Source organism: Paracoccus chinensis, from assembly GCF_900102885.1.
In the GTDB taxonomy this organism is placed as follows: Bacteria; Pseudomonadota; Alphaproteobacteria; order Rhodobacterales; family Rhodobacteraceae; genus Paracoccus; species Paracoccus chinensis.
This window is the reverse complement of the sequence record NZ_FNGE01000005.1, coordinates 79,778-102,627: the sequence shown is the minus strand read 5'-3', so window position 1 is coordinate 102,627 and position 22,850 is coordinate 79,778. Positions and strand designations below refer to the sequence as shown.

The 22,850-nt window shown below is 69.3% G+C and carries 21 protein-coding genes, 1 tRNA gene and 1 pseudogene; 9 read left to right on the top strand and 14 right to left on the bottom strand.

The features are described 5' to 3' along the window. Window positions 1-2: 2 nt before the first annotated feature. The 3 genes and pseudogenes from BLQ03_RS06970 (at window position 3) to cysE (ending at window position 5,474) form a co-directional block, all read left to right on the top strand. Window positions 3-3,878 (top strand): annotated as a pseudogene (locus tag BLQ03_RS06970) (baseplate multidomain protein megatron). Continuing rightward, complete coding sequence (locus BLQ03_RS06965) at window positions 3,871-4,590, top strand: DUF2793 domain-containing protein (protein WP_090754238.1); 720 nt, start codon at window positions 3,871-3,873, stop codon at window positions 4,588-4,590. Before BLQ03_RS06970 ends, BLQ03_RS06965 begins: the two are co-directional and overlap by 8 nt. Before the next feature lie 59 nt (window positions 4,591-4,649). Then, window positions 4,650-5,474, top strand: a complete 825-nt coding sequence (gene cysE, locus BLQ03_RS06960) for a serine O-acetyltransferase (RefSeq protein ID WP_090754237.1) — start codon at window positions 4,650-4,652, stop codon at window positions 5,472-5,474. On the opposite strand, the gene BLQ03_RS06955 is transcribed toward cysE, so the two are convergent. From BLQ03_RS06955 to gatC, 6 genes are read right to left on the bottom strand one after another with little or no spacing between them, the layout of a single operon-like run. Further along, window positions 5,471-6,535, bottom strand: coding sequence for a quinone-dependent dihydroorotate dehydrogenase (locus BLQ03_RS06955; RefSeq protein WP_090754235.1), 1,065 nt, complete (start codon window positions 6,533-6,535; stop codon window positions 5,471-5,473). The genes cysE and BLQ03_RS06955 overlap by 4 nt on opposite strands. Further along, on the bottom strand, window positions 6,532-6,867 hold the full coding sequence (locus tag BLQ03_RS06950; RefSeq protein WP_090754233.1) for a DUF952 domain-containing protein: 336 nt from the start codon (window positions 6,865-6,867) through the stop codon (window positions 6,532-6,534). The genes BLQ03_RS06955 and BLQ03_RS06950 overlap by 4 nt, the downstream gene beginning before the upstream one ends. Then, complete coding sequence (locus tag BLQ03_RS06945; protein WP_090754230.1) at window positions 6,861-7,517, bottom strand: N-acetylmuramoyl-L-alanine amidase; 657 nt, start codon at window positions 7,515-7,517, stop codon at window positions 6,861-6,863. Before BLQ03_RS06945 ends, BLQ03_RS06950 begins: the two co-directional genes overlap by 7 nt. A gap of 40 nt (window positions 7,518-7,557) precedes the next feature. Next, window positions 7,558-8,205, bottom strand: coding sequence for an excalibur calcium-binding domain-containing protein (locus BLQ03_RS06940; protein ID WP_090754229.1), 648 nt, complete (start codon window positions 8,203-8,205; stop codon window positions 7,558-7,560). Window positions 8,206-8,241: 36 nt separating this feature from the next. Continuing rightward, complete coding sequence (gene gatA / locus BLQ03_RS06935) at window positions 8,242-9,720, bottom strand: Asp-tRNA(Asn)/Glu-tRNA(Gln) amidotransferase subunit GatA (protein WP_090754227.1); 1,479 nt, start codon at window positions 9,718-9,720, stop codon at window positions 8,242-8,244. Beyond that, window positions 9,717-10,004 carry an Asp-tRNA(Asn)/Glu-tRNA(Gln) amidotransferase subunit GatC gene (gatC, locus tag BLQ03_RS06930; RefSeq protein WP_090754225.1) on the bottom strand — a complete coding sequence of 96 codons (288 nt, stop codon included), beginning with the start codon at window positions 10,002-10,004 and terminating at the stop codon, window positions 9,717-9,719. The genes gatA and gatC overlap by 4 nt, the downstream gene beginning before the upstream one ends. A gap of 92 nt (window positions 10,005-10,096) precedes the next feature. Here gatC and BLQ03_RS06925 point away from each other — a divergent pair, with 92 nt between their 5' ends. Continuing rightward, window positions 10,097-10,789 (top strand): metal-dependent hydrolase, encoded by a 693-nt coding sequence (locus tag BLQ03_RS06925; protein ID WP_090754223.1) that lies wholly within the window; start codon window positions 10,097-10,099, stop codon window positions 10,787-10,789. A gap of 65 nt (window positions 10,790-10,854) precedes the next feature. Here BLQ03_RS06925 and BLQ03_RS06920 read toward each other — a convergent pair whose 3' ends face one another. Continuing rightward, window positions 10,855-11,883, bottom strand: a complete 1,029-nt coding sequence (locus BLQ03_RS06920) for a LacI family DNA-binding transcriptional regulator (RefSeq protein WP_090754221.1) — start codon at window positions 11,881-11,883, stop codon at window positions 10,855-10,857. Between the two features lie 98 nt (window positions 11,884-11,981). On the opposite strand from BLQ03_RS06920, the gene BLQ03_RS06915 reads away from it, so the two are divergent. Further along, window positions 11,982-12,058, top strand: a tRNA-Arg gene (locus BLQ03_RS06915). A gap of 206 nt (window positions 12,059-12,264) precedes the next feature. On the opposite strand, the gene BLQ03_RS06910 is transcribed toward BLQ03_RS06915, so the two are convergent. The 6 genes from BLQ03_RS06910 to BLQ03_RS06885 form a co-directional block, all read right to left on the bottom strand. Then, the gene (locus BLQ03_RS06910) at window positions 12,265-14,331 is read right to left on the bottom strand and encodes a TRAP transporter permease (protein WP_090754219.1); all 2,067 of its coding nucleotides are present in this window, start codon (window positions 14,329-14,331) and stop codon (window positions 12,265-12,267) included. 80 nt (window positions 14,332-14,411) lie between these two features. Continuing rightward, a complete protein-coding gene (locus BLQ03_RS06905) occupies window positions 14,412-15,413 on the bottom strand; it encodes a TAXI family TRAP transporter solute-binding subunit (protein ID WP_090754217.1) in 1,002 nt (333 codons plus the stop codon). Between the two features lie 94 nt (window positions 15,414-15,507). Continuing rightward, the gene (locus BLQ03_RS06900) at window positions 15,508-16,242 is read right to left on the bottom strand and encodes a hypothetical protein (protein WP_217629673.1); all 735 of its coding nucleotides are present in this window, start codon (window positions 16,240-16,242) and stop codon (window positions 15,508-15,510) included. A 109-nt stretch (window positions 16,243-16,351) separates the two neighbouring features. Beyond that, window positions 16,352-17,644 (bottom strand): serine--tRNA ligase, encoded by a 1,293-nt coding sequence (gene serS / locus BLQ03_RS06895; protein ID WP_090754213.1) that lies wholly within the window; start codon window positions 17,642-17,644, stop codon window positions 16,352-16,354. 93 nt (window positions 17,645-17,737) lie between these two features. Then, window positions 17,738-18,091, bottom strand: coding sequence for a thioredoxin family protein (locus BLQ03_RS06890; protein ID WP_090754211.1), 354 nt, complete (start codon window positions 18,089-18,091; stop codon window positions 17,738-17,740). A gap of 151 nt (window positions 18,092-18,242) precedes the next feature. Next, window positions 18,243-19,325 (bottom strand): bifunctional transcriptional activator/DNA repair enzyme AdaA, encoded by a 1,083-nt coding sequence (locus BLQ03_RS06885; protein ID WP_090754208.1) that lies wholly within the window; start codon window positions 19,323-19,325, stop codon window positions 18,243-18,245. Between the two features lie 242 nt (window positions 19,326-19,567). On the opposite strand from BLQ03_RS06885, the gene BLQ03_RS06880 reads away from it, so the two are divergent. Next, a complete protein-coding gene (locus tag BLQ03_RS06880) occupies window positions 19,568-20,239 on the top strand; it encodes a hypothetical protein (protein WP_139166655.1) in 672 nt (223 codons plus the stop codon). Between the two features lie 158 nt (window positions 20,240-20,397). On the opposite strand, the gene meaB is transcribed toward BLQ03_RS06880, so the two are convergent. Further along, entirely contained in the window at window positions 20,398-21,381 is a 984-nt protein-coding gene (meaB, locus tag BLQ03_RS06875; protein ID WP_090754205.1) for a methylmalonyl Co-A mutase-associated GTPase MeaB, read from the bottom strand. Window positions 21,382-21,591: 210 nt separating this feature from the next. Here meaB and rpmB point away from each other — a divergent pair, with 210 nt between their 5' ends. From rpmB to BLQ03_RS06860, 3 genes are all read left to right on the top strand, one after another. Then, window positions 21,592-21,867, top strand: coding sequence for a 50S ribosomal protein L28 (rpmB, locus tag BLQ03_RS06870; RefSeq protein ID WP_090754202.1), 276 nt, complete (start codon window positions 21,592-21,594; stop codon window positions 21,865-21,867). A 112-nt stretch (window positions 21,868-21,979) separates the two neighbouring features. After that, window positions 21,980-22,303 carry a hypothetical protein gene (locus BLQ03_RS06865; RefSeq protein ID WP_090754201.1) on the top strand — a complete coding sequence of 108 codons (324 nt, stop codon included), beginning with the start codon at window positions 21,980-21,982 and terminating at the stop codon, window positions 22,301-22,303. Between the two features lie 40 nt (window positions 22,304-22,343). Next, the gene (locus tag BLQ03_RS06860) at window positions 22,344-22,847 is read left to right on the top strand and encodes a copper chaperone PCu(A)C (protein ID WP_090754199.1); all 504 of its coding nucleotides are present in this window, start codon (window positions 22,344-22,346) and stop codon (window positions 22,845-22,847) included. Window positions 22,848-22,850 lie beyond the last annotated feature (3 nt).

Sequence of the window (22,850 nt, the reverse complement as noted above, 5' to 3'; positions counted from 1 at the left end):
CGATGGCGACCATCCTTTTGGCGGCGGCCGGATCAGCCGTGGGCGCAGGCTTCGGCGGCACCATGCTGGGTCTGACCGGGGCCGTCATCGGCCGCGCGGTGGGCGCCACGGTCGGCCGCGTGATCTACCAGCGGCTGCTGGGCGGCGGGGCTCGGTCCGTGGAAACCGGGCGCATCGACCGGCTTCGGCTGCAGACGGCGGGCGAGGGAACGGCGATCCCGCGCCTCTGGGGGCAGATGCGGGTGCCGGGGCATGTCATCTGGGCCTCGCCCGTGACCGAGATCAGCCGGACGCAGGATGCAGGCGGCAAGGGTTCGGGCCCGCGCGTGACCGAGATCAGCTATCGGCTAAGCCTGGCCATCGCGCTCTGCGAGGGGCCGATCCTGTCGGTGGGCCGCGTCTGGGCCGATGGCGAGGAGGTCGCGGCGGCCGACCTGAACCTGCGCGTCTATCGCGGGGATGAGGCGCAGCTGCCCGATCCGGTGATCGCCGCGCATGAGGGCGAGGCCGCGCCGGCCTATCGCGGCATTGCCTATGTGGTGCTGGAGAATCTGGCGCTGGAACGCTGGGGCAACCGGGTGCCGCAGCTGAGCTTTGAGGTGACGCGGGGCGTGGCGGGGGCTGCCTCGCTGGCCGAGAACGTGCAGGCGGTCGCGCTGATCCCAGGGACGGGGGAATATGCGCTGGCGACGCGGCAGGTTTCCATCGACCTCGGGCTGGGCGAGACGCGGATTCTCAACCGCAACACGCCGATGGGCGGGACGGACTTCCAGGTCTCGCTGGCGACCTTGGGGCGCGAGTTGCCGAAGGTGGAGTCTGTGTCGCTGGTCGTGTCCTGGTTCGGGGACGTCCTGCGCGCGGGGAACTGCACCGTGCGGCCCAAGGTCGAGCAGACCGAGATCGACGCCGAGGAAATGCCGTGGCGCGCGGGCGGGATCGGACGCCGAGAGGCCGCGACCATCGCGCGGAAGGAGGGGCGCTCGATCTACGGGGGAACTCCGTCCGATGGGTCGGTGGTCGAGGCGATCCGGGCGATCCGCGCCTCGGGGAAGGCGGCGGTGTTCTATCCCTTTATCCTGATGGAGCAGATGGCCGGGAACGGTCGGCCCGATCCGTGGACGGGAGAGAAGGACCAGCCGGTGATGCCTTGGCGCGGGCGGATCACGAGTTCGGTGGCAGCGGGTCGCAAGGGCTCGCCGCAGGGGACCGCAGCGGCGGATGCCGAGGTTGCGGCGTTCTTCGGGACGGCCTCGGTTGCGGATTTCGCCGAAAGGGACGGGAGGGTCGTCTACTCGGGGCCGCAGGAGTGGGGCTATCGCCGCTTCATCCTGCATTACGCGCATCTGTGCCGGATGGCGGGCGGGATCGACGCCTTCCTGATCGGGTCCGAGATGATCGGGTTGACGCAGATCCGGGGGGCGCAGGGCTATCCGGCGGTCGCGGCCTTGCGGCGGCTGGCGGCGGAGGTGCGTTCGATCTTGGGACCCGGCGTGAAGCTGGGCTATGCGGCGGACTGGTCCGAGTATTTCGGGCATCATCCGGGCGGGGGCGAGGCGGTGTTCCACCTCGACCCGCTGTGGGGCGACGAGAACATCGATTTCGTCGGCATCGACAACTACATGCCGTTGTCGGACTGGCGCGAGGGCGAGGGGCACCTCGACGCGCATTGGGGCGACATCCGCAATGTCGATTACCTGCGTGCCAATGTCTGCGGCGGCGAGGGCTACGACTGGTATTACGCCAGCGACGAGGATCGGCTGGCGCAGGTCCGCACGCCCATCACGGACGGGCAGGGCGAGCCGTGGATCTGGCGCTACAAGGACCTGAGGGGCTGGTGGTCGAACTGGCATTACGACCGGGGACCGGACGGCGCGCGCGGGGCGGAGCCCACGGCCTGGGTGCCGGGGTCGAAGCCGATCTGGTTCACGGAATACGGCTGCGCGGCCTTGGACAAGGGCACCAACCAGCCGAACAAGTTCCTGGACGCGATGAGCAGCGAGTCGATGCTGCCCTGGTTTTCGGACGGGCGGCGGGACGACGCGATCCAGGCGGCCTATGTCGAGGCGGTGACCTCGTACTGGGCCGATCCGGCGAACAACCCTGTCCTGAAGGGCGGGGGCCGGATGGTCGAACTGTCGCGTGCCCATGTCTGGGCCTGGGACGCCCGGTCCTATCCGGCCTTCCCGGCGCGGGGCGACCTGTGGTCGGACGGGCCTGCCTGGGAGCGGGGACACTGGCTGAACGGCCGGGTGGGCGCGGTGCCGCTGGCGGATGTGGTGCGCGACATCTGTGAAGGAGCAGGCGTCGCGGCCTTCGACGTGAGCGGGCTGCATGGGGTCGTGCGCGGCTATGCCGTCAGCGGGGCCGAGAGTGGGCGGGCGGCGTTGCAGCCCTTGATGCTCGCGCATGGCTTCGATGCGGTTGAACGCGACGGCGTGCTGCGCTTCGTCATGCGCGACGGGCGGGTGGACGCGGTGCTGGCCGAGGGCGAGCTTGCGGTCGCCGAGGAGGTCGGCGGCTTCGAGATCACCCGCGCGCCCTTGGCCGAGACGGTGGGCCGGGTGCGGCTGAGCCATGTCGTGGCGGGCGCCGCCTATGGCGCGCGGACGGCCTAGGCGGCTCTGCCGGATGTGCAGGTTCTGACGGTGTCCGACAGCGATCTGCCGATGGTGCTGACGCTGGGCGAGGGGCACGCGGTCGCCGCGCGTTGGCTGGTCGAGGCGAAGGTGGCGCAGGATGCGGCGCGGTTTGCGCTGCCGCCCTCGCGCGCCGGTCTGGGGCCGGGCGATGTCGTGCGGCTGGCGGATGGCAGGGGCGCGGGCGACCGCTGGCGCATCGACCGGGTCGAGCGGGCGGGTGCGACTCTGGTCGAGGCCGTGCGGGTCGAGCCGGGAGTCTATCGGCCCGCGCCTTACGTCACGGGCGAGTTGCGCGGGAAGCCCCATGTTCCGGCAGGGCCGGTCTGGCCGGTCTTCTTGGACCTGCCGTTGATGCGGGGGAACGAGGCGCCTCATGCGCCGTGGCTCGCCGCCACGGGGACGCCCTGGCCGGGGGCGGTGCGGGCTTGGGTCTCGCTGGAGGAGGACGGGGGCTGGCAGCCGAACGTGATCCTGCCCTCGCGTGCAGTCATGGGGGTGACGCTGAGTCCGCTGGCTGCAGCGAGGCCGGGGGTGCTGGACCGGGGGCCTGCGCTGCGGCTGCGGGTGAAGGGGGGCAACCTGCGGTCGATCAGCCGGGCGGGGCTGCTGGCGGGCGGCAACGTACTTGCGGTCGGGGACGGCTCGCCGGGGAACTGGGAGTTGATGCAGTTCTCCGAGGCGAAACTGGTCGCGCCGGGCGAGTGGGAGATCTCGGGCCGGCTGCGCGGGCAGGCGGGGACGGATGCGCTGATGCCGGCGGAATGGCCGGCGGGCAGCGTGGTCGTGCTGATGGACGGGGCGCCGAAGCAGGTTGATCTCGACCCGGATGCGCGCGGGCAGCTGCGCCACTGGCGCATCGGGCCGTCGAGCCAGCCGCCGGATGACGAGAGCTATCGTGCGCGGTCTCTTGCCGCAGTTGGCGCGGGGCTGCGGCCGTTGTCGCCCTGTCACTTGGCGGTCAGCGGCCGCGAGGTGACCTGGGTCCGGCGCACCCGGACCGGCGGCGACAACTGGGACGCGCCCGAAGTGCCGCTGGGCGAGGCCTATGAGCGCTATGGCGTCCGACTCGTGCGCGGCACGGCCGAGTTGCACCGCGAGGAGGTCTCGCGGCCCGCCTGGACAATTCCCGAAAGCGTCTGGACGCGTGCCGCGCAGGGAGGCGGCTTCGCCATCGAGGTGGCGCAGCTATCCGAAATCTACGGGCCGGGCCCGTCTGTCAGGAGGAACATCCATGTCTGAACAGGCAACGCTGCGCTGCGGGCTGCCCCTGCTGCAGCCCGCTCAGGCGCAGAAGCACGTGACGGTGAATGACGGCCTCATGCGGCTGGACGGGCTGGTGAACTTGGTGCTGCAGAGCGTAGCGACCGCCAGCCCTCCGGCGGCAGTGACGGATGGGCAGTGCTGGGCCGTACCCTTCGGCGCGGGCGGCGCATGGGCCGGGCAGGCGGGACGCATTGCCATAGGCGCGAATGGTGGCTGGGTCTTTGCCGAGCCGCAGCGCGGGCAGCGCGCCTTTGTCGTGGATCAGGGGCTCAGCGCCTTGTGGGATGGCGCGGCATGGCTGCCGGGCGCATTGACCTTGGGGACCATGGGCGGCGGTTTCAGCGCCGGGATCACCACGGGCGAGGTCGAGATCACGGCCGGGGCGGGGATGGGTACAGGCGTGTTCATCCCGGACAACGTGCTGGTCCTGGGCATCACGGCGCGTGTCATCAAGCCCGTGACCGGCACCCTGACCAGCTGGATGATCGGCGTGACCGGGGCCACGAACCGCTATGGCTCGGGCTTGGGCTTGCCGTTGAATTCTTGGTCGCATGGGCTGCTGTCGGCGCCCTCGGCCGTCTATGCCGCGCAGGAGTTGCGGCTGACCGCCACGGGGGGGAACTTCGCCGGGGGTCGGGTGCGGCTGGCGGTCCATTGGCTTGCCTTGCGCATTCCCGACCCGGTCTGAGTCTTTTCGTTGCCCCCAACCTGCCCTAGATGGGTAAGGGCGACGAAAGGAACCGTGACATGGACGGACAGCCCTATGCCGATGGACCCGAGGTGACCCACGCCTCGGTCTGGCACCAGATCCAGCGCGAGGCCGCTGAAGCCGCCGCGGCCGAGCCTTTGCTGGGCGCGCTGATCCACGCGGGGCTGCTGCACCACCGGACCTTCCCGGCGGCGCTGGGCTACCGCTTTTCGCTGAAGCTCGCCTCGGGCGAGATGAGCGAGCAGATCCTGCGCGAGATCGCCGACGATGCGCACCGGCGAGAGCCGGCGCTGGCCATGGCCGCCGAGGCCGACCTGCGCGCGGTCTACGAACGCGACCCGGCCTGCCACCGGCTGATGCAGCCGATGCTGTGCTTCAAGGGCTTCCAGGCACTGCAGGCCTATCGCATCGGGCACTGGCTATGGGACCACGGCCGCCGCGACATGGCCTATTTCGTGCAGATGCGCTGCTCTGAGGTCTTCGGCGTGGATATCCACCCCGCCGCCCGGATCGGGACGGGGGTGATGATCGACCATGCCCATTCCATCGTGATCGGCGAGACAGCGGTGGTCGGCAACGACGTGTCCATGCTGCATTCGGTGACGCTGGGTGGCACGGGGAAAGAGGACGGCGACCGCCATCCCAAGATCGGGGATGGCGTGCTGATCGGCGCGGGGGCGAAGGTGCTGGGCAACATCAGCGTGGGCCGCTGCAGCCGCATTGCGGCAGGCTCGGTCGTGCTGACGGACGTGCCGCCCTGCAAGACTGTTGCCGGGGTTCCCGCCCGGATCGTGGGCGACGCGGGCTGCAGCGCGCCTTCGGACATGATGAACCAGATCCTGGGACTGGAAGGAATCGTCTAGGCCGCCCAGCGGTCGGCTGCGCTGCCGGTGAGGTCGGCCAGCGTTGTATTCTCGGCCGCGAGCCGAGCGTCGATGCCGCGCGCGATGCGCTCAGCGAGCGAGAAGCCCTGGTAGATGAGGGCGCTGTAGATCTGGACGGCAGAGGCGCCCGCCTCGATCTTGGCCCAGGCCTGCTCCACCGAGGAGATGCCGCCGACGCCGATGATCGGCACGCTGCCGCCGAGACGGCGGTAGAGACGCGCGAGCATCTTGGTGGACAACTCGAACAGGGGGGCGCCGGAAAGGCCGCCGGTTTCGCCCGCGTAGGGCGAGGCGAGACCGTCGCGGGTCAGCGTGGTATTGGTGGCGATGGCGCTGTCGATGCCGCTGTCGCGGAGGACAGCGGCGAGTTCGGCCAGCGCCCGCTCGTCGAGATCGGGGGCGATCTTGACGAAAACCGGTGGGCGCGATTCGGAGGCGTTGCGCGCATCGAGCACGCCCTGGATCAGCGCCGACAGGGCACGGGCGCCCTGCAGATCGCGCAGCTTTTCGGTATTGGGGGAACTGACGTTGATCGTCAGGAAGTCGGCCACGGGTGCGGCGAGGCTCGCCACGTGGGCGAAGTCGGCAGCACGGTCGGCGCTGTCCTTGTTGGCGCCGATGTTGAGGCCAACGGGAACGCCGTTGCGCGGTCGTGCGGCGAGGCGGGCGCAGATGGCCTCAGCGCCTTCGTTGTTGAAGCCGAATCGGTTGATGATTGCTCGGTCTTCGGTCAGGCGAAACAGCCTCGGTTTCGCGTTGCCAGGCTGGGGCCGGGGCGTGGCGGCTCCGACCTCGACGAAGCCGAAGCCTGCGCGGGTCAGAGGTCCGATCACGCGGGCGTTCTTGTCGTAGCCTGCGGCGAGCCCGACCGGGTTCGGCAGATCCAGCCCGGCCAGACGCCTGGCAAGCCGCGGCGAGGTAAAGGGCTTGCCCGGCAACGGCACGAGGCCGGTGGAGAGCGCCTTGAGCGACAGGTCATGCGCGCGTTCCGGGTCGAGCCGGTGAAGGGCGGCAAGGCCTGCACGTTCGATCAGGCTCATGCGAGTTCCCCCGGTTCGTGGCCCTGGCGACCGAGGGGAATGGGACGATGCCACAGGACATCGGAGAGCCTCAGGTCCCGGTAGAGATGCGGGAAGAGGGCGCCGCCGCGCGAGGGCTCCCACCGCAGGTCGGGGGCGAGGGCCTCGGCCTCACAGGCGAGGAGGGTGAGGCTGTCCTGGCCTGCGAAATGCCTGGCGAGGGTGGTGGCGAGCTGCTCGGCGGTGGAGAAATGGACGTAGCCGTCCGCCACGTCCACCGGCGCGCCATCGGTGCGACCGGCGGCTTGCAGGGCCGCCCATTCCTCGGCGCGCAGCACCTTGTAGATCAGCATGTTTCCTCTTGCGGCAGGGCCGCCAGCACGCCTGCGGCGATGCGGCGGTCGTCGTCATTCTCGGGGCCGTCGTTCCACGGGCAGAAGCGCAGGCGGAAGGCGGACAGCCGGGTATCGGCAGCGGCCGGCGGATAACCGATGCGGTCGAGCATGGCGGCGAGCGGTGCCTCTGGCATACTGGTGCCGGGGCTCAGCGCAAGGCCCTGGCGGGCAAGGCGCCCCCAGTCGAAGCGGGGGCCGGGATCGGTCTTGCGGCCCGGTGCCATGTCGGAATGGGCGATCACGCGATGGGGCGGGATGGACCAGCGGATCATGATCCTGGCCAGCAGGATTTCCAGCGCGCTCATCTGCGGATGCGGAAAGGGGCGGTCGCCCGGATTGGCAAGCTCGATGCCGATGGAGTGGGAGTTCACGTCCTCGCGGCCCTGCCAGCTGCCGGCGCCGGCGTGCCAGGCGCGGCGACCCTCGGGAACCAGCGCCTCGGTCGTGCCGTCCGCGTCGATGATCCAGTGGGCCGAGACCTCGGCGGCGGGATCGCACAGCCGCGCGCGGGCCGAGGCATGGTCGGCCATCCCGGTGTAGTGGATCACGATCAGGTCGGGCGCCTGCGTGCCGCGCCGCTCGCCGTGGTTCGGGGACGGAAAGCTCATGCTTGGCCGGTCCCGTCAGGGGCGGCGCAGGCGCAGGGGATCATCGGACGGGCGAGGCAGCCGCAGGGCGGAAACTGCAGGCGTAACCGTCGCCGTCGGGGTCGAGGCCCAGCCGGTCGCGCTCGGGCCCGCCTTCGGCGATGAAGGCACGCTGGGCCGCGATGGCCGTCCGATAGGCGGCGCAGTTGCCTGTGGAGCCAACAGCACGCGGATAGATCGGCGCGACGTTCCCTTCGAGCCGGCGCGACGTGACAGGGGCCGGAACGGTGACGCGCGCAGCGGGCACAACCGTGCGCTGGCGCACCACGGGCGCGACCGGCACCGGCAGCACGGTCCGCTCGCTGGGCAGCACGGAGCGCGTGCTGGGAAGCGTGGGCGGGCGCGGATCGACGGCAGGTGCGCCGCGGAACGGCACTTGGCGCGGAGGCGGGCCGTTCGGCGTCACCGCCTGCTCCAGGATCTGGACCGGCGAGGGACCTGCGATCTGGGCCGGGGTGGGCGCACGGACGGGCAGGGCGACCGGGATCACCCGCGGCGGCTCGGCCCGCTGGCCGGTCAGGGCAAGCTCGCGCCCCCGCAGGTAGTCGCCGTAAGGCGTCGCGTTCGCCCGATAGTTCGGGTTCCAGCCCTGATTCTCGCCTGAACAGGCGGCAAGCACGAGGAGCGGGATCAGGGTCAGGGCACGCATCTCATTCTCCTCGGAGGGTGGCTGTCAGCCTACCACTTACCACCAGCGTTCGGGCTTGGCGACAAATCCTGCAGCCTGTTCCAGAACGGCGCCATGGTTCAGAAGGTTGCCTTCGTCCCACGGCCGGCCGATCAGCTGCAGCCCCAGCGGCAAGCCCTGCGCGTCAAGCCCGACCGGCACCGCAAGGCCTGGCAGCCCGGCGAGGTTCACCGTCACGGTGAAGACGTCGTTGAGATACATCTGCACCGGGTCCGCGTCGGTCATCGCGCCCAGCGGGAAGGCGGCCGAGGGCGTCGCGGGTGTCAGGATCGTGTCGATGCCCTGCGCGAAGACCTGGTCGAAGTCGCGCTTGATCAGCGCGCGGACCTTGCGGGCGCGGTTGTAATAGGCGTCGTAGAAGCCCGCCGACAGCACATAGGTGCCGATCATCACGCGGCGCTGGACCTCGTGCCCGAAACCCTCGGCGCGGGTCTTTTCATACATCTCGGTGATGCCGTCGCCTTGGCTCAGCCTTGCGCGGCGGCCATAGCGGACGCCGTCATAGCGGGCGAGGTTGGACGACGCCTCGGCTGGGGCGATGACGTAATAGGCCGGCAGGGCGTATTTCGTGTGGGGCAGCGAGATGTCCACGATCTCGGCCCCCGCATCGCGCAGCATCTCGGCGCCCTGCTTCCACAGCGCGTCGATCTCGGCCGGCATCCCGTCCATGCGGTATTCGCGCGGGATGCCGATGCGCTTGCCCCGGATGTCGCCGGTCAGCGCGGCCTCATAGTCCTCGACCGGGCGGTCGGCGGAGGTGGAGTCCTTCGGATCGACCGAAGCCATCGCGCCCAGCATGATCGCGGCGTCGCGCACCGTCTTGGTCATCGGGCCGGCCTGGTCCAGCGACGAGGCGAAGGCGATGGTGCCCCAGCGGCTGACGCGGCCATAGGTCGGCTTGAGGCCCACGGTTCCGGTAAACGCGGCAGGCTGGCGGATCGAGCCGCCGGTATCGGTGCCGGTCGCGGCAAGGCACAGGTCCGCAGCCACGGCCGCCGCCGAGCCGCCCGAGGAGCCGCCCGGCGTCAGTTGCCGGTCGTCCAGCTTCCACGGGTTCACAGCATTGCCATAGACGCTCGTCTCGTTCGACGAGCCCATGGCGAATTCGTCCATGTTCAGCTTGCCGAGCATCACCGCTCCGGCATCGAACAGGTTCTGCGTGACGGTCGATTCGTATTCCGGGCGGAAGCCTTCAAGGATGCGGGACGCCGCCTGCGAGGGCACGCCCTTCGTGCAGAACAGGTCCTTCACCCCCACCGGAATCCCGCACATCGCCGGCGCGTCGCCCGAGGCGAGCCGCTGATCCGCCGCCGCAGCCTGTTCGCGCGCGATCTCGGGCGTGTGGTGGACAAAGGCGTTCAGTGCGCCCGCGCCTTCGGCCGCCGAAAGGCAGGCGTCGGTCAGCTCGGTCGCCGTGATCTCGCGCGCGCGCAGGCGGTCGCGGGCTTCCGCGATGGTCAGTCGGTTCAGGCTCATTCCACCACCTTCGGCACGGCAAAGAACCCCTCGCGGGCGTCGGGGGCATTGCGCAGGATCGCCTCCTGCCGGTCGCCGTCGGTCACCACGTCCTCGCGGCGCTTGAGGCGCATCTTCTCGACCCCAGTCATCGGCTCGACGCCCTCGACATCGACCTCGTTCAGCTGCTCCATGAACTGCAGGATGCCGTTCAGTTCGGCGGCGAGCGCGGGCAGCGCCTCGTCCGCGACCGCGATCCGCGCCAGATGCGCGACCTTCCGGGCCTCGGCTTCGGTGATGGACATGGGGGTTCCTTTCGCTTGCGCGCGGGTTTACCGCCGGTGGACCGGCCCTGCAAGCCGCGCTAGCCTGCGGCCCGAAACGCAGGAGGTATGGGATGAAACTGACCTGGCTGGGCCACGCGAGCTTCCGTCTGGAAATCGACGGTGCCGTGATCCTGATCGACCCGTGGCTGAGCGGGAACCCGGTCTTCCCGGCCGACCGGCGCGACGAGGCGGTGCGCGGCGCGACCCACATCCTGCTGACCCACGGTCATGGGGACCACACCGGCGACGCTGTGGCGCTGGCGAAGGAACTTGGGGCCACGGTGGTGGGCATCGCCGACCTGATCGGCTACTGGGGTGAGGCCGAGGGGCTGGACGGCATCGGCTTCAACAAGGGCGGCACGGTGGACCTGAACGGGGCCAAGGTCACGATGGTCAACGCCAGCCATTCCTCCTCGCTGATGGTGGACGGAAAGCCCGTCTATGCGGGGCATGAGTCGGGCTACATGATCCAGGGCGAGGGGCGGACGATCTATGTGTCCGGCGACACCGACATCATGGCCGACATGGAGTGGATGGCCGAGTTGCACCGTCCCGAGATCGGCATCCTCTGCGCAGGCGGCCACTACACCATGGACATGGAACGCGCGGCCTGGGCAGCGAAGCGGTACTTCGACTTCCAGACCGTCATCCCCTGCCATTACGACACCTTCCCCGCGCTGAAGCAGAACCCCGAGGTGATGCGCCGCGCCCTGCCGGGGGTCGAGGTGCTGACCCCGAAGGTGATGGAGACGGTGGAGCTGTAGTCTCCGACTCTTCTTCCTGATGGAGATGCCCGTGAGAGGCAGGACGTGGGGAAGTGCCCCTTCTTTCAGCCTTTCGCCGGACGGATCGTGTCGCCGGGCAGGAAGGTCGGGGACAGCGCCACGATCCCGCCCTCGGGGCGCGGGTCCTTGCCCGACACGATCCGCGCCGCGCGCCGCCCGATGTCCAGCCGGCGCGCGTCTGTCGTGGCCAGCCGCATCGGCAGCCCGTCCAGCAGGTCCACCCCGTTGAAACCCGCAAGCCCCAGGCGCCCGGGGATGTCAATCCCCCGCTCGCGCGCCCAGATCAGCCCGCCCGCCCCGATCAGGTCGTTCGAGTAATAAAGGAAGTCCAGTTCCGGCTCGCGTGCGAGGATGCGTTCGGTCAGTTCGCGCCCCTTCGCCAGCGACGAGCCGCCCTGATAATATTCCCGCGCGACCAGCGGCACCCCCGCGGCCTCCAGCGTGCGCTCGAAGCCCGCGAGGCGCTTTCGGGCGCGGTGGTCCTCGGGCATATGAGTGCCGATGAAGCCGATACGGCGATAGCCCGCCGCCAGGATCTGGCCCGCCATCTCGGCCCCCGCGCGGTCGTGGCTGATGCCCACCGCCGTGTCGATGGGGGTGCCGTCCACGTCCATGATCTCGACCACCGGGACGCCCGCGCCTTCCAGCATCGCGCGGGACGCCCTGGAATGTTCCAGCCCGGCCAGGATCACGCCGGTCGGCCGCCAGCTCAGCATGTCATACAGCACCGCCTCTTCCCGCGCGGGGCCGTAGTTCGTGACGCCGATCACCGGCTGCAGCCCGGTGTCGTCCAACTCCGCCGAGATCCCCCCCAGCACATCCGGAAAGACCAGGTTCGACAGCGACGGGATCACGACGGCCACCAGGTTCACGCGCTGGCTGGCCAGCCCGCCAGCGATCTTGTTCGGCACGTATCCCAGTGCGCGGGCGGCGTTCAGCACCTTTTCCCGCGTTGCCGCCGAGACGTCACCCCGGTTGCGCAGCACCCGGCTGACCGTCATCTCGCTGACCCCCGAGGCCAGCGACACGTCGCGGAGCGTCAGCGGGCGGCGGCGGGGACGGGACAATGTCATGGGCAAATCACCTGGAGGAACGTGCCACTGTTAGCGCATGACAGCCCTCATCCGCAACCTTGCCATCGGGCGCCCGCCCATGCGAGAACGGCGCCGACGACCCCGTGGCTCAACTGGATAGAGCAGCCCCCTCCTAAGGGGCAGGTTGGAGGTTCGAATCCTCTCGGGGTCGCCATTCGGGCCGGCGCTCGGCCAGAATGGCCTGCGTTCCGGCGCTTTCCCGCACCACAGTCATAAGGTTCGCCGTTTCTCTGCCGGGCTGGCCAAGTCGCTGCGCATGCAACGGCGACTCGGGGAGGCTTGGCCACATGGCAATCCCCATGGAGGAGCGTTGCACCCAAAGGGGGCAGACGGTCAGTCCGCCGCCCCCCTTGGGCAATGTCAGGTCGCCGAGGGAAGCCCGTCGCCGCGCATCCCGGCAAGGTACTGCCGCAGGATCACGGCCCCGAGGATCGCGGCGCCGATCACGGTCGAGACGATTTCGGGCGCGATCAGCAGCAGGGCGGCAATGGGCAGCAGCACGCGCTCGATCAGCAGCAGCGGGCCCAGCAGCCAGTTCGTGATCGCCGCCGACAGGGCGACGATGCCCAGGACCGCGCCGGTGAAGGCCAGCAGGAAGTCGGGCAGGGTGAAGCCCTGCGTCACGATCAGCAGCGAGGGCGAGAAGACGAAGACAAAGGGCACCAGCGCCTTGCCCATCGACAGCCGGAAGGCCGTGTTTCCCGCCTTGAAACCGTTCGCCCCCGCGATCCCCGCCCCGGCATAGGCGGCCAGCGCGACGGGGGGCGTCACGTCGGCCAGCACGCCGAAGTAGAAGACGAAGAAATGCGCCACCAGCGGCTCGACGTTCATCATGCCCAGCACGGGTGCCGCGACCGCGACCATGATGATGTAGTTCGCCGTCGTCGGCACCCCGCAGCCCATCAGCACGCAGACCACCGCCGTCATGATCAGCGTGAACAGCAGCGTCAGCGTCTCGATGCTGAGCAGCTCGAAGGGGAGGACGCCCAGCATGCCGTGGAACGAGGTCGCCCATTGCTGCGCGAGGCTGGTGACCATGAAGGCGATCTTGAAGCCGACGCCCGTCAGGGTGACGATGCCGATCACCACGCCGACCAGCGCGGCGGCGGCAGTCACCGCCAGCGACTGCCGCGCGCCCGCGACGAAGCCGTCGTAGATCCCGGCGGCGGCTTCCTTGATGCCCCCGGCGGCGCCCGCCGCCATGATCCGCTGGATCAGGTAGACCACGATGCAGGCGACGATGGCCGAGAAGGCAGACAGGAAGGGCGTGCGCCCCGACATCAGCATCCAGACCAGCAGGATCAGGGGCAGGACGGACAGCCAGCCCTCGCGCAGGACCTTGCCGGCCTTGGGCAGTTCCTCGGCGCGCAGGCCGCGGATGCCCAGGCGTTTGGCCTCCAGGTGGACCTGCACCAGCACGCCGAAGAAATGCATGAAGGCGGGGACGACGGCCGCGATCAGGATCGTGCGCAGCGGAATCCCGAGGTATTCCACCATCAGGAAGGCCACGGCCCCCATGACGGGCGGCGTGATCTGGCCACCGGTGGACGAGGCGGCCTCGACCGCCGCGGCGAAATGGCGCTTGAAGCCGATCTTGATCATCGCCGGGATGGTCAGCGCGCCGGTCGTCACCGTGTTGGCGATGGACGAGCCCGAGATCGTCCCCAGCATGGCCGAGGACACGACCGAGACCTTGGCCGGCCCGCCCGCGAAGCGCCCCGTCAGCGCGGTCGCAAGATCGATGAACAGCTGCCCCAGCCCGATCTTCTGCGCCATCACCCCGAACAGGACGAAGTGGAACACATAGGTCGCGATCACGCCCAGCGCGGTGCCGTAGATGCCCTGCGAGGTCAGATACAGGTGGTTGACGATGTTGGCCCAGTCGGCGCCGGGATGGACGAGGATCCCCGGCATCGACTGGCCGAAATAGGCATAGGCGATGAAGGCCAGCGCGATCACCGGCAGCGGCCAGCCCATGGACCGGCGCACGGCCTCCAGCAGGGTGACCAGCAGGATCGTGCCCATGGCGATGTCGATGGGCAGGGGATTGCCCACGCGGAACGCGAGCTGGTCATAGATCCATGGCACGTAGAAGGCGCTGACGGCCCCCGCGATGGCCAGCACCCAGTCCACCACCGGGACGCCCAGGATGGCGAAGCCGCCGGTCTTGTGCCGGTTCCGCGCCAGCGACGAGAAGGTCAGGAAGATCACGAACAGCGACACGCCCATGTGCAGCCCGCGATGGGTCGTGGCGCGCGGGATGCCGAAGCCCGCCGTGTAGAAGTGATACACCGACAGCAGGAACAGCACCGCTCCTGCCAGGATGGCGACGGGGCGGGTGACCGTGCGGAAGCGGGCCTCGGGATCGTATTCTTCTTCCAGCGCGCGCAGTTCGGCTTCGGAAAGCTGGCGGGGGGCGTCGGTCATTCTGGTGTCCTGCGATGCGGATCAGCGGCAAAGGACGCGGACCGAGGACCGGCCGCGTCCTTCCGTGGGTCGGGGCAAGCTTACTGAAGCTTGCCGGCCTCCTTGTAGAAACGCTCGGCGCCCGGGTGGAACGGGATGCCCGCGCCCTGCGTCGCGCTGTCCAGCGTGATCAGCTTGCCCTTGGCATGGCCCGCCGCGAAGAGCTTCTGCGTGTTCTCGTTGTAAAGCGCCTTGGCGATTCCATAAACCAGTTCTTCCGGCTGATCGGCGCTGGTGACAAGCTGCGCGCCGACCGACAGCGTGGCGACATCCGCGTCCTGCCCGTCATAGGTGCCTGCCGGAACCGTGTCGGTGGCGAAGAAGGTGTAGGTTTCGCGCAGCTTGTCGGCCTCGGGGCCGGCGATCGGCACCAGCGTCACGTCATGCTGGCTGGCCAGTTCCGCGATGGCGCCGGCCGGGAAGCCGCCGACGAAGAAGAAGGCGTCCATCGCGCCGTCGCGCATCCGGTCGGCCGCCTGGTCGGGCTTGAGGTATTCCGCCGTCACGTCCGCTTCCGACAGGCCGAAGGCTTCCAGGATGATCTTGGCATCGACCAGCGTGCCCGATCCCGGCTCGTCCAGCGAGACGCGCTTGCCCTTGAGGTCCGCGACCGAGGCGATGCCCGCGTCGGCCCGGGCGACCAGGTGGATGCTTTCGGGATAAAGGTTGGCGATCAGCCGCAGCTTCTCGACCGCGGGCTGGCCTTCCCACAGGCCGGTGCCGGTCTGCGCCCAATAGGCCACGTCGGACTGGGTGAACCCGGCCTCCATTGCGCCGCCGTTGATGCCGTTGACGTTGCCGACCGACCCGTTCGAGGCCACCGCCGTCGCGACCAGCCCCGGCACGCCGCAGGAGCCGCCGTCCTCGCAGGGACGCGAACCGGGCGGGTTCGAGATCGCGTTCGCGATCAGGCCGCCGATCGGGTAATAGGTGCCCGCCGTGCCGCCGGTGCCGATGCGGAAGAACGACATCTCCTGCGCGGCCGAGACCTGCGCGAAGGACGCGGCCAGTGCGAATGCCGCCACCAATCCCTTGATATTCATGAAACGCCCCTGTTTGTGAACTGTTGTGAGGTTAGCCCGAGCCTTGCGGGAACGACAACCGGCCAAACGCACCCCGTCCCGTGCCCCGGCGGACTCAGGTCGTCACCCGAACCAGCACCACCGCCAGCGCCGAGATCCCCAGCACGCAGGCGGTTGCGATGGTGATGCTGGTGCCCGCCGTTTCGCCCGCAAGCCCGATCATCCCCCAGATGACCGCCAGCGAGAAGCTGGGAAATCGGTCGATCCTGAGCTGGATCCAGACCGAGGCCAGCGCGGCGGCCAGTAGCCCCAGCAGGATCGCCCGTTCCAGCCCGAGGCCCATGTAATACGCCAGCAGGCTCAGCGAGGCGCAGGTGGCCATGACGAACCAGCCGCAGAGAAAGGCGATGGGAAAGCAGCCCAGGCCCCGTTCGGGCGCGGGATGGGTCTTTATGCCATAGACCAGCAGGCCGCAGGCCAGCCCTCCCAGCGCCAGTCCCGCGATCGGGACGCTGTTGATCACCCAGGGGGCCGCGGTGGCGGCCAGCAGGCCCAGGTTCATCGCCCTCGGCAGCGGCGGGCCGAAGCGTTCCTGCAACCGCCCCACGACATGCAGGATGGCCGCCGTCACCGCCGCGGCCAGCAGCCCCCACAGGATCACGTTGGTGGGCTGCGCGAAGACGCCCAGCAGGTTGACCTCGGTGCCGCCGCCCTGCAGTGCCATCCGTCCCATGATGGGGCGGTCGAAGGTCAAAGGGTCGGTGTAAAGGTCATCCCAGGCGGTGACGGTCCGCAATGCGGTCAGGCCCGCCGAGATCGCAAACAATCCCGCGGTGAACGCTTCGATCACGGCCTGAAGGTTTCGACTCATGCCGGGGGAACGCCGCAGGATTTGCGCAGGGTCCATCGCCCGGCGAGCTTTTTCGCCGGTCCCTTGGCCGCGCCGCCCGGGCGGCGGATCAGGCCAGCGTTCCCTGCGCCGTCAGCCGCGTGGCGCCGCCCAGATAGGGATGCAGCGCCTCGGGCAGCACGACCGAGCCGTCCGCCTGCTGACCGTTTTCCAGCACCGCGATCAGCGTGCGGCCCACCGCCAGCCCGGAACCGTTCAGCGTATGCACGAACTCGGGCCTGCCGCCGCCCGCCGGGCGATAGCGCGCGTTCATGCGCCGCGCCTGGAAGTCGCCGCAATAGCTGACCGAGGAAATCTCGCGGTAGCGGTCCTGGCCGGGCAGCCAGACCTCGATGTCATGGGTGATGCGCGCGCCGAAGCCCATGTCGCCGGTGCACAGGACGATGGTGCGATAGGGCAGGCCCAGCGCCTCCAGCACGGCCTCGGCGCATCTGGTCATGCGGTCGTGCTCGGGCAGGCCCGCCTCGGCGTCGGTGATCGACACCATCTCGACCTTCTCGAACTGGTGCTGGCGCAGCATCCCCGTGGTGTCGCGGCCCGCGCTGCCCGCTTCCGAGCGGAAGCACTGCGAATGCGCGACCAGCCGGCGGGGCAGGGTGGCGTGGTCCACCAGGTCGCCATGGACGGTGTTGGTCAGCGTGACCTCGGCCGTGGGGATCAGCCACCAGCCCTCGCGAGTCTGATAGGAGTCCTCGCCGAACTTGGGCAGCTGGCCGGTGCCCTCCATCATCTCGGACAGGACCAGCACGGGCGTCCAGGTCTCCTGCAAACCGTGGCGGTCGACATGCAGGTCCAGCATGAACTGCGCCAGCGCCCGGTGGATGCGGGCCACCGCGCCGGTCAACAGGACGAAGCGCGCGCCCGACAGCTTGGCGGCAGTGGCGAAGTCCATGCCGCCCTTTGCACCCGCGATCTCGAAGTGCTCGGCCGGGGTGAAGTCCAATGTGCGCGGCTCGCCCCAGCGGCGAATCTCGACGTTGTCGTTCTCGTCCTTCCCCTCGGGCACGCTGTCCAGCGGCAGGTTCGGGATGGTCAGCAGCAACTCGCGCAGCTTCGCGTCCAGCGCCGAGGCCTCGGCCTGCATGGCCGCGACCTCGTCCTTCTTGGTGCCGACAAGGGCGCGCAGGCGCTGGAATTCCTCGTCATCGCCGCGGGCCTTGGCGGCGCCGACGTCCTTGCTGGCGCGGTTCTGCTCGGCCTGTGCGGTTTCGGCCGCGGCGATGCGGGCGCGGCGCTCGGCATCCAGCGCCAGGATCTCGGGCGACATCGACGCAAGACCCCGGCGGGCCAGGGCGGCGTCGAACGCCGCCGGGTCGTCGCGGATCACGCGGATGTCGTGCATGGCCTGTCCCTTTCGCTGCCGGTCCGGGTTGGAGGAAATCCAACCGTGCGGGTTTGCCTTAGCGCAGGGCCGCGCGCGGCAAAAGGGGCGGGCTCACGCCAGCAGGTCGCCTAGGGTGCGCCAGAAGGTTTCGGGATCGTCATAGCCCTCGAACCGCCCGATCTCCATGCGGTTTTCCAGCAGGATGAAGGTCGGCGAGGCCTGAGGCGCGCGGGCCAGTGCCAGTCCGTCCGGCCAGGGTCCGTCGATCGGCACGGCCGTCAGCGGCGCGGCGCGGCCCAGGGGGTGCGAGGCATAGCCGGGCAGCACCTCGCGCCGGAAGGCCGCGCAGAAGGGGCAGCGCGGCGCCTCGACCATCAGCAGCGCGCGGCCCTTCGGCGCAGGCTCGGCCAAGGCAGGAAAGGCGGCGGCCAGGGCAAGGGTGGTCAGAACGGCACGGCGGTGCATGGGACAGCTTTTCGGCAAGAAATTCCTTCAAGTCTCGCCCGCTCGACAACCAGTCGCAAGCAGGTCACTGCTCTGACCCCGGCCTCCGGGTTTCTTCTTTGCCCAAATATCCTCCGGGGGTCCGGGGGTGGAAAACCCCCGGTGCGGCGCCTCAACCGGCGCTGTCGTGTCCAGCCTGAGCCAGCTTCCGTTCGATCCCGATCAGCGCCTGCTTGCGCCACAGCCCGCCCGCGTAACCCGTGAGGCTGCCGTCCGCGCCGATGACGCGGTGGCAGGGGATCACGATGGCGATCTGGTTCGTGCCCACCGCGCGGGCCACGGCGCGGGCTGCTGATGGGCGGCCCAGCCGCGCGGCAAGCTGGCCATAGCTGACGGTCGCGCCCGGTGGAATGGCGCGCAGCTCGGTCCAGACCTCGCGCAGGAAGGGCGTGCCATGCAGTGTCAGCGGCAGGTCGAAGTCGCCGCTTTCCCCTGCGAAGTAGCGCTCCAGCTGCGCCTCGGCCGCATCGGTGACGGCGCTGCGCCCCAGCCCGATCCGGCCCTGCGCCGCAGCCGACAGCCGCCGCAGTTCCGTTGCCAGTTCCCGCCGGTCCGTGAACTCCAGCAGGTGCAGGCTGCGGTCGTCCGCAACCGCGATCATCCCCCCCAAGGGGGTGTCGAGCCAGTCGGCCACCAGCCCCAGCCCGCCCCGCGCCATCGCCGCCGGAGGATGGCCGAACAGCCGCGCGAAAGCCTCGCGGAAGCCGCTGGCGCTGTCGAAGCCCGCGTCAAGCTGCGCCGCGATCACCGGCGCGCCCTCTGCCAAGCCGCGCAGGCCCGCGCGCAGGCGGGACTGGCGGGCGTAATCGAGAAAGCTCATGCCGAAATGCCTCCTGAAGGCGCGCCGCACGGTTGAGGGGTCCAGCCCCAGCTCCGCCACCCCGGCCTCGGTCCAGCGGCGCGCGGGATCGGCCCCCAGCGCGGCGAGCATCTGCCGGACCACGGGATCGCCGTCTGCCTCGGGTGCGACGGGATGGCAGCGCAGGCAGGGGCGGAAGCCCGCGCCCAGGGCCGCAGCCGGGCTGTCGAACCACTGGCAGTTCTCGGGCCGGGGCTTCCGCGCAGGGCAGGTCAGGCGGCAGAAGATGCCGGTCGTCCTGACACCCACCCAGGCCCGGCCCTCGTAGGTGGGGTCGCGGTCCGTCAGGGCGCGGTAGAGCGTGGCATCGTCGGGAAGGGAGAAGAGCGTGTCCATGCGCCGACCTTAGCCGATTCGCGCGACCGTGCAGCCGAAGATCGGGCGCGGCATTCGGTCGGCTGTCCTTGCCATACCGTCCTGACCACGACGACAACTCTAGCAGAATGGCCAAGTTGAAAATTCTTTAGCCATTCATCTGGCCGCAGCGAAACAGATTGGTTAAGGGGAACTGCAGATAATTCCGTCATGAGTCTGTTACAATATCAAAGGGTATGATGTCTGTTTATTCTGCGAGTGACATGGCCGGTTTCCTGAGCGGGCCTTTCGGACTGGGGGTCGTTTGCGCAGCATGGGCCGTTCTTCTGAGCAGCAGTATCTTTCAGGACGCGATCGGGCTGGATGCAGAGGCACGGGTCTGGTTGCTCGACGTCGATATGGAGCGCAGCTTTTACACTTGGTTCTCGCAAACGATTCTGGCTCTGACGGGATTGCTGCTAGCTGACACCGGCATCAAGTCGCTTTCGAAGAGTCGGGGCGCTGCCCTTTCGTTTCTCGTGCTGGGCGCGGTTTTCTTCCTGCTGTCCGCCGATGAGGGCCTGAGCTTCCACGAGGTCCTGTCCGCCCGGATGGGGGACGTGGGCGGGCTGCAGTTTGCCTGGGTTATTCCGGCAGCCATCTTCTGCATGGCGGGACTTGCCGTTCTTATGCCCTTTCTGCGCTCGCTCGGGCCAAGGGTGATGGGAATGATGCTGGCCGCGGCCGGGGTCTTCATGTCAGGCGCGCTGGGCATGGAGGCAATCGGGGGCGAGGTCCTGTTCGCTAATAACGGTGAGATTTTTGCGCGGCCCTATCGCCTGCTCGTCAACATTGAGGAAGGGGCCGAAGGGCTGGGCGTGATCCTGTTCCTGTTCGCCCTTGTCCGGCACCGGGAGGAAGCTGGTCTGGCGCCCGGCATCTCCCTGTTCCGCTGAACCGTGTTCAGGCGACGGGTGACGCGGGGAGAAGATACGGTTTACCCTGTTCTCCGGCACCACCGGAGCAATCCAAAAGGCTGACGTCTGGGGCTGAGACCTGTTTCACCCGTGCCATCCAAGGGCGGCAGTTACGGTGGGATTTCCAGTTGTGGGTCTTATTCCAGTCCCGCCAGCATCTCGGCCGCTGCGGCGACCGGGTCGGCCCTGCCCGCGGCGACCTCGGCGCCTAGGGTGGCAAGGCGGGTCGCCGCCGGCTCGCGCCTCAGCCGGGCCAGCAGGCCGGCCCGGACTTCCGACAGGAACCAGCTTTCAGCCTGTTCGGCGCGGTGACGGGCGAAGTGGCTCGTACGGCGGCGCCAGTCGGCGAGGGCCTGCATCTCCTCCCAGGCGCGGGAAAGACCGTCGCCTTCCAAGGCCGAGACGGGTAGGGCCTTGGGGAACCCCTCGGGGTCCTGCGGGCGCTTGCGCAGAAGCCGCAGGGCGCCGGCGTAGTCGGCCACGGTGCGGTTGGCAGTGGCCTTCAGCTCTCCGTCCGCCTTGTTGACCAGGATCAGGTCGGCGATCTCCATGATGCCGCGTTTGACGCCCTGCAGCTCATCTCCGCCCGCGGGGGCCAGCAGCAGGACGAAGAGGTCGCTCATCTCGGCCACCAGCGTTTCGGACTGGCCGACGCCGACCGTCTCGATCAGCACCACGTCGAAGCCCGCGGCCTCGGCCAGGCGCACCACCTCTCGTGTGCGGCGGCCGACGCCGCCCAGTTCCGCCTGGCTGGGCGAGGGGCGGATGAAGGCATTCGGATCGCGCGACAGCCGTTCCATCCGCGTCTTGTCACCCAGGATCGAGCCGCCCGAGCGCGCCGAGGACGGGTCCACCGCCAGCACCGCCACCCGCAGCCCCTGTCCCGTCAGCATCAGCCCGAAGGCCTCGATGAACGAGGACTTGCCGACGCCCGGCGTGCCCGAAAGCCCGATCCGCAGCGCCTGGCGCGGAGGCAGGGCCGCCAGCAGCGCGATGGCCTGTGCCCGATGGTCGGGGCGGGCGCTTTCGACTAGGGTGATCGCCCGGGCCAGCGCCCGGCGTCCGCCCGCCACCAGGCGCGCGGCAAGGTCGCTGATGTCGGGCGCGGTCGGGTCGGGCATGGGCGTTCCCCCTGATGGGCCTTGGGATCGCCCTGTGGTATTGGGGCGATGCCGGCTTGCCAAGACGGGGCTGCACGTGATTCGGGCTTGACGCGGACCGCTTCAGCCCCTATCCACGCGCAACGGATTTCCGGGCGCTGCCAGTCGGCGCCCTTTCAATTTCCGGCGCCCGAGCAGCGGGGCCGGACGCTGCAACGAAGGATCAACATCATGTCGCGCGTCTGCGAACTGACCGGCAAGGGGCCGATGACCGGCAACAACGTCAGCCACGCCAACAACAAGACCCGTCGCCGGTTCCTCCCGAACCTGAACGACGTCACGCTGATCTCGGACAAGCTGGGCCAGTCCTATTCGCTGCGCATCTCGGCCGCGGCGCTGCGCTCGGTCGACCACCGCGGCGGCCTGGACGCCTTCCTGGCGAAGGCCAAGGACGACGAGCTGTCGCCCCGCGCCCTGAAGATCAAGCGCGAGCTGGCTAAGGCCTGAGCCTTTCACCGCCGCGATTTCGTCAAGGCCTCGCCGGCAGCGGCGGGGCCTTTGCCGTTGGCGGGTGACGCGCGCTCTTGGCGGGCGCGAGCTTCGGCCCTAAAGCTGCGCCATGGTGATCCGCCTTGCCCTGATCGCGCTTGTCCTGCTGACCAGCCTGTCGCTGGGCATGGCGCGCGGGCAGCTGCGCACGGGGACCGAGCTTGTCCTCTGCGGCGGCATGGCCGTCATCACCGATCCCGATGATCCGGGGCAGGCGAGCTTCTGCCCCGACATGGCGCTGGGCCTGCTGGCGGCGCTGGATGCGCCGCCGCTGACGGTCGCGCCCGGTGCAGGACCAGTGCGCCGCGCGGATCCGCCCAGGGCCGTTCGCTTCTCGCCCTTGTCGCAACCGGTGCCGCAGGCGCGCGGTCCCCCCGCGCCCCGCGCCGCCTGACCGAACCCTTTGCGACATCTCCAAGCGAGTTTGACCTGACATGAACCGGACCCTGATCCTTGCCGCCGCGATGGCGGCCCTTCCCCTTGCCGTTTCCGCCCATGAGGGTCACGACCACGGCACCACCGTGGGCGACCTGACCGTGACCGGCGCCTATGCGCGGTCCACCAACCCGAAGGCGGGCGCGGCCTTTATGACCATCGAGAACAAGGGCGCCGCCGACTGCGTCCTGACGGCAGTCAGCGCCCCCGAGGTGACCGACCGGGCCGAGCTGCACACCCACCGCGAGGAAAACGGCGTCATGTCGATGGTGCCGATCGAGTCCGTCACCGTTCCCGCGGGCGGAACCCACGCGCTGGAACGCGGCGGCGACCACGTCATGCTGATGGATACGAAGACCCCGCTGGCCGAGGGCGACGAACTCGCCCTGACGCTGGACTTCGGCGCCTGCGGGCAGGTGCCGCTGACGGTGAAGGTGGACAACAAGGCCGGGATGCCGGCCGCCCACGCGCATGGTGCGGGCCACGGGGCCGCGGCAAACTGAGGC

Coding starts and splice junctions, on each gene's coding strand:
- BLQ03_RS06920 (WP_090754221.1), bottom strand. CDS start 11,883: ATGACATTGTCCCGTCCCCGCCGCCGCCCGCTGACGCTCCGCGACGTG.
- rpmB (WP_090754202.1), top strand. CDS start 21,592: ATGTCGCGCGTCTGCGAACTGACCGGCAAGGGGCCGATGACCGGCAAC.
- BLQ03_RS06880 (WP_139166655.1), top strand. CDS start 19,568: ATGGCCGGTTTCCTGAGCGGGCCTTTCGGACTGGGGGTCGTTTGCGCA.
- meaB (WP_090754205.1), bottom strand. CDS start 21,381: ATGCCCGACCCGACCGCGCCCGACATCAGCGACCTTGCCGCGCGCCTG.
- BLQ03_RS06910 (WP_090754219.1), bottom strand. CDS start 14,331: ATGACCGACGCCCCCCGCCAGCTTTCCGAAGCCGAACTGCGCGCGCTG.
- BLQ03_RS06945 (WP_090754230.1), bottom strand. CDS start 7,517: ATGAGCTTTCCGTCCCCGAACCACGGCGAGCGGCGCGGCACGCAGGCG.
- BLQ03_RS06925 (WP_090754223.1), top strand. CDS start 10,097: ATGAAACTGACCTGGCTGGGCCACGCGAGCTTCCGTCTGGAAATCGAC.
- BLQ03_RS06885 (WP_090754208.1), bottom strand. CDS start 19,325: ATGGACACGCTCTTCTCCCTTCCCGACGATGCCACGCTCTACCGCGCC.
- gatA (WP_090754227.1), bottom strand. CDS start 9,720: ATGAGCCTGAACCGACTGACCATCGCGGAAGCCCGCGACCGCCTGCGC.
- cysE (WP_090754237.1), top strand. CDS start 4,650: ATGGACGGACAGCCCTATGCCGATGGACCCGAGGTGACCCACGCCTCG.
- serS (WP_090754213.1), bottom strand. CDS start 17,644: ATGCACGACATCCGCGTGATCCGCGACGACCCGGCGGCGTTCGACGCC.
- BLQ03_RS06860 (WP_090754199.1), top strand. CDS start 22,344: ATGAACCGGACCCTGATCCTTGCCGCCGCGATGGCGGCCCTTCCCCTT.
- gatC (WP_090754225.1), bottom strand. CDS start 10,004: ATGTCCATCACCGAAGCCGAGGCCCGGAAGGTCGCGCATCTGGCGCGG.
- BLQ03_RS06950 (WP_090754233.1), bottom strand. CDS start 6,867: ATGCTGATCTACAAGGTGCTGCGCGCCGAGGAATGGGCGGCCCTGCAA.
- BLQ03_RS06965 (WP_090754238.1), top strand. CDS start 3,871: ATGTCTGAACAGGCAACGCTGCGCTGCGGGCTGCCCCTGCTGCAGCCC.
- BLQ03_RS06905 (WP_090754217.1), bottom strand. CDS start 15,413: ATGAATATCAAGGGATTGGTGGCGGCATTCGCACTGGCCGCGTCCTTC.
- BLQ03_RS06865 (WP_090754201.1), top strand. CDS start 21,980: ATGGTGATCCGCCTTGCCCTGATCGCGCTTGTCCTGCTGACCAGCCTG.
- BLQ03_RS06955 (WP_090754235.1), bottom strand. CDS start 6,535: ATGAGCCTGATCGAACGTGCAGGCCTTGCCGCCCTTCACCGGCTCGAC.
- BLQ03_RS06940 (WP_090754229.1), bottom strand. CDS start 8,205: ATGCGTGCCCTGACCCTGATCCCGCTCCTCGTGCTTGCCGCCTGTTCA.
- BLQ03_RS06890 (WP_090754211.1), bottom strand. CDS start 18,091: ATGCACCGCCGTGCCGTTCTGACCACCCTTGCCCTGGCCGCCGCCTTT.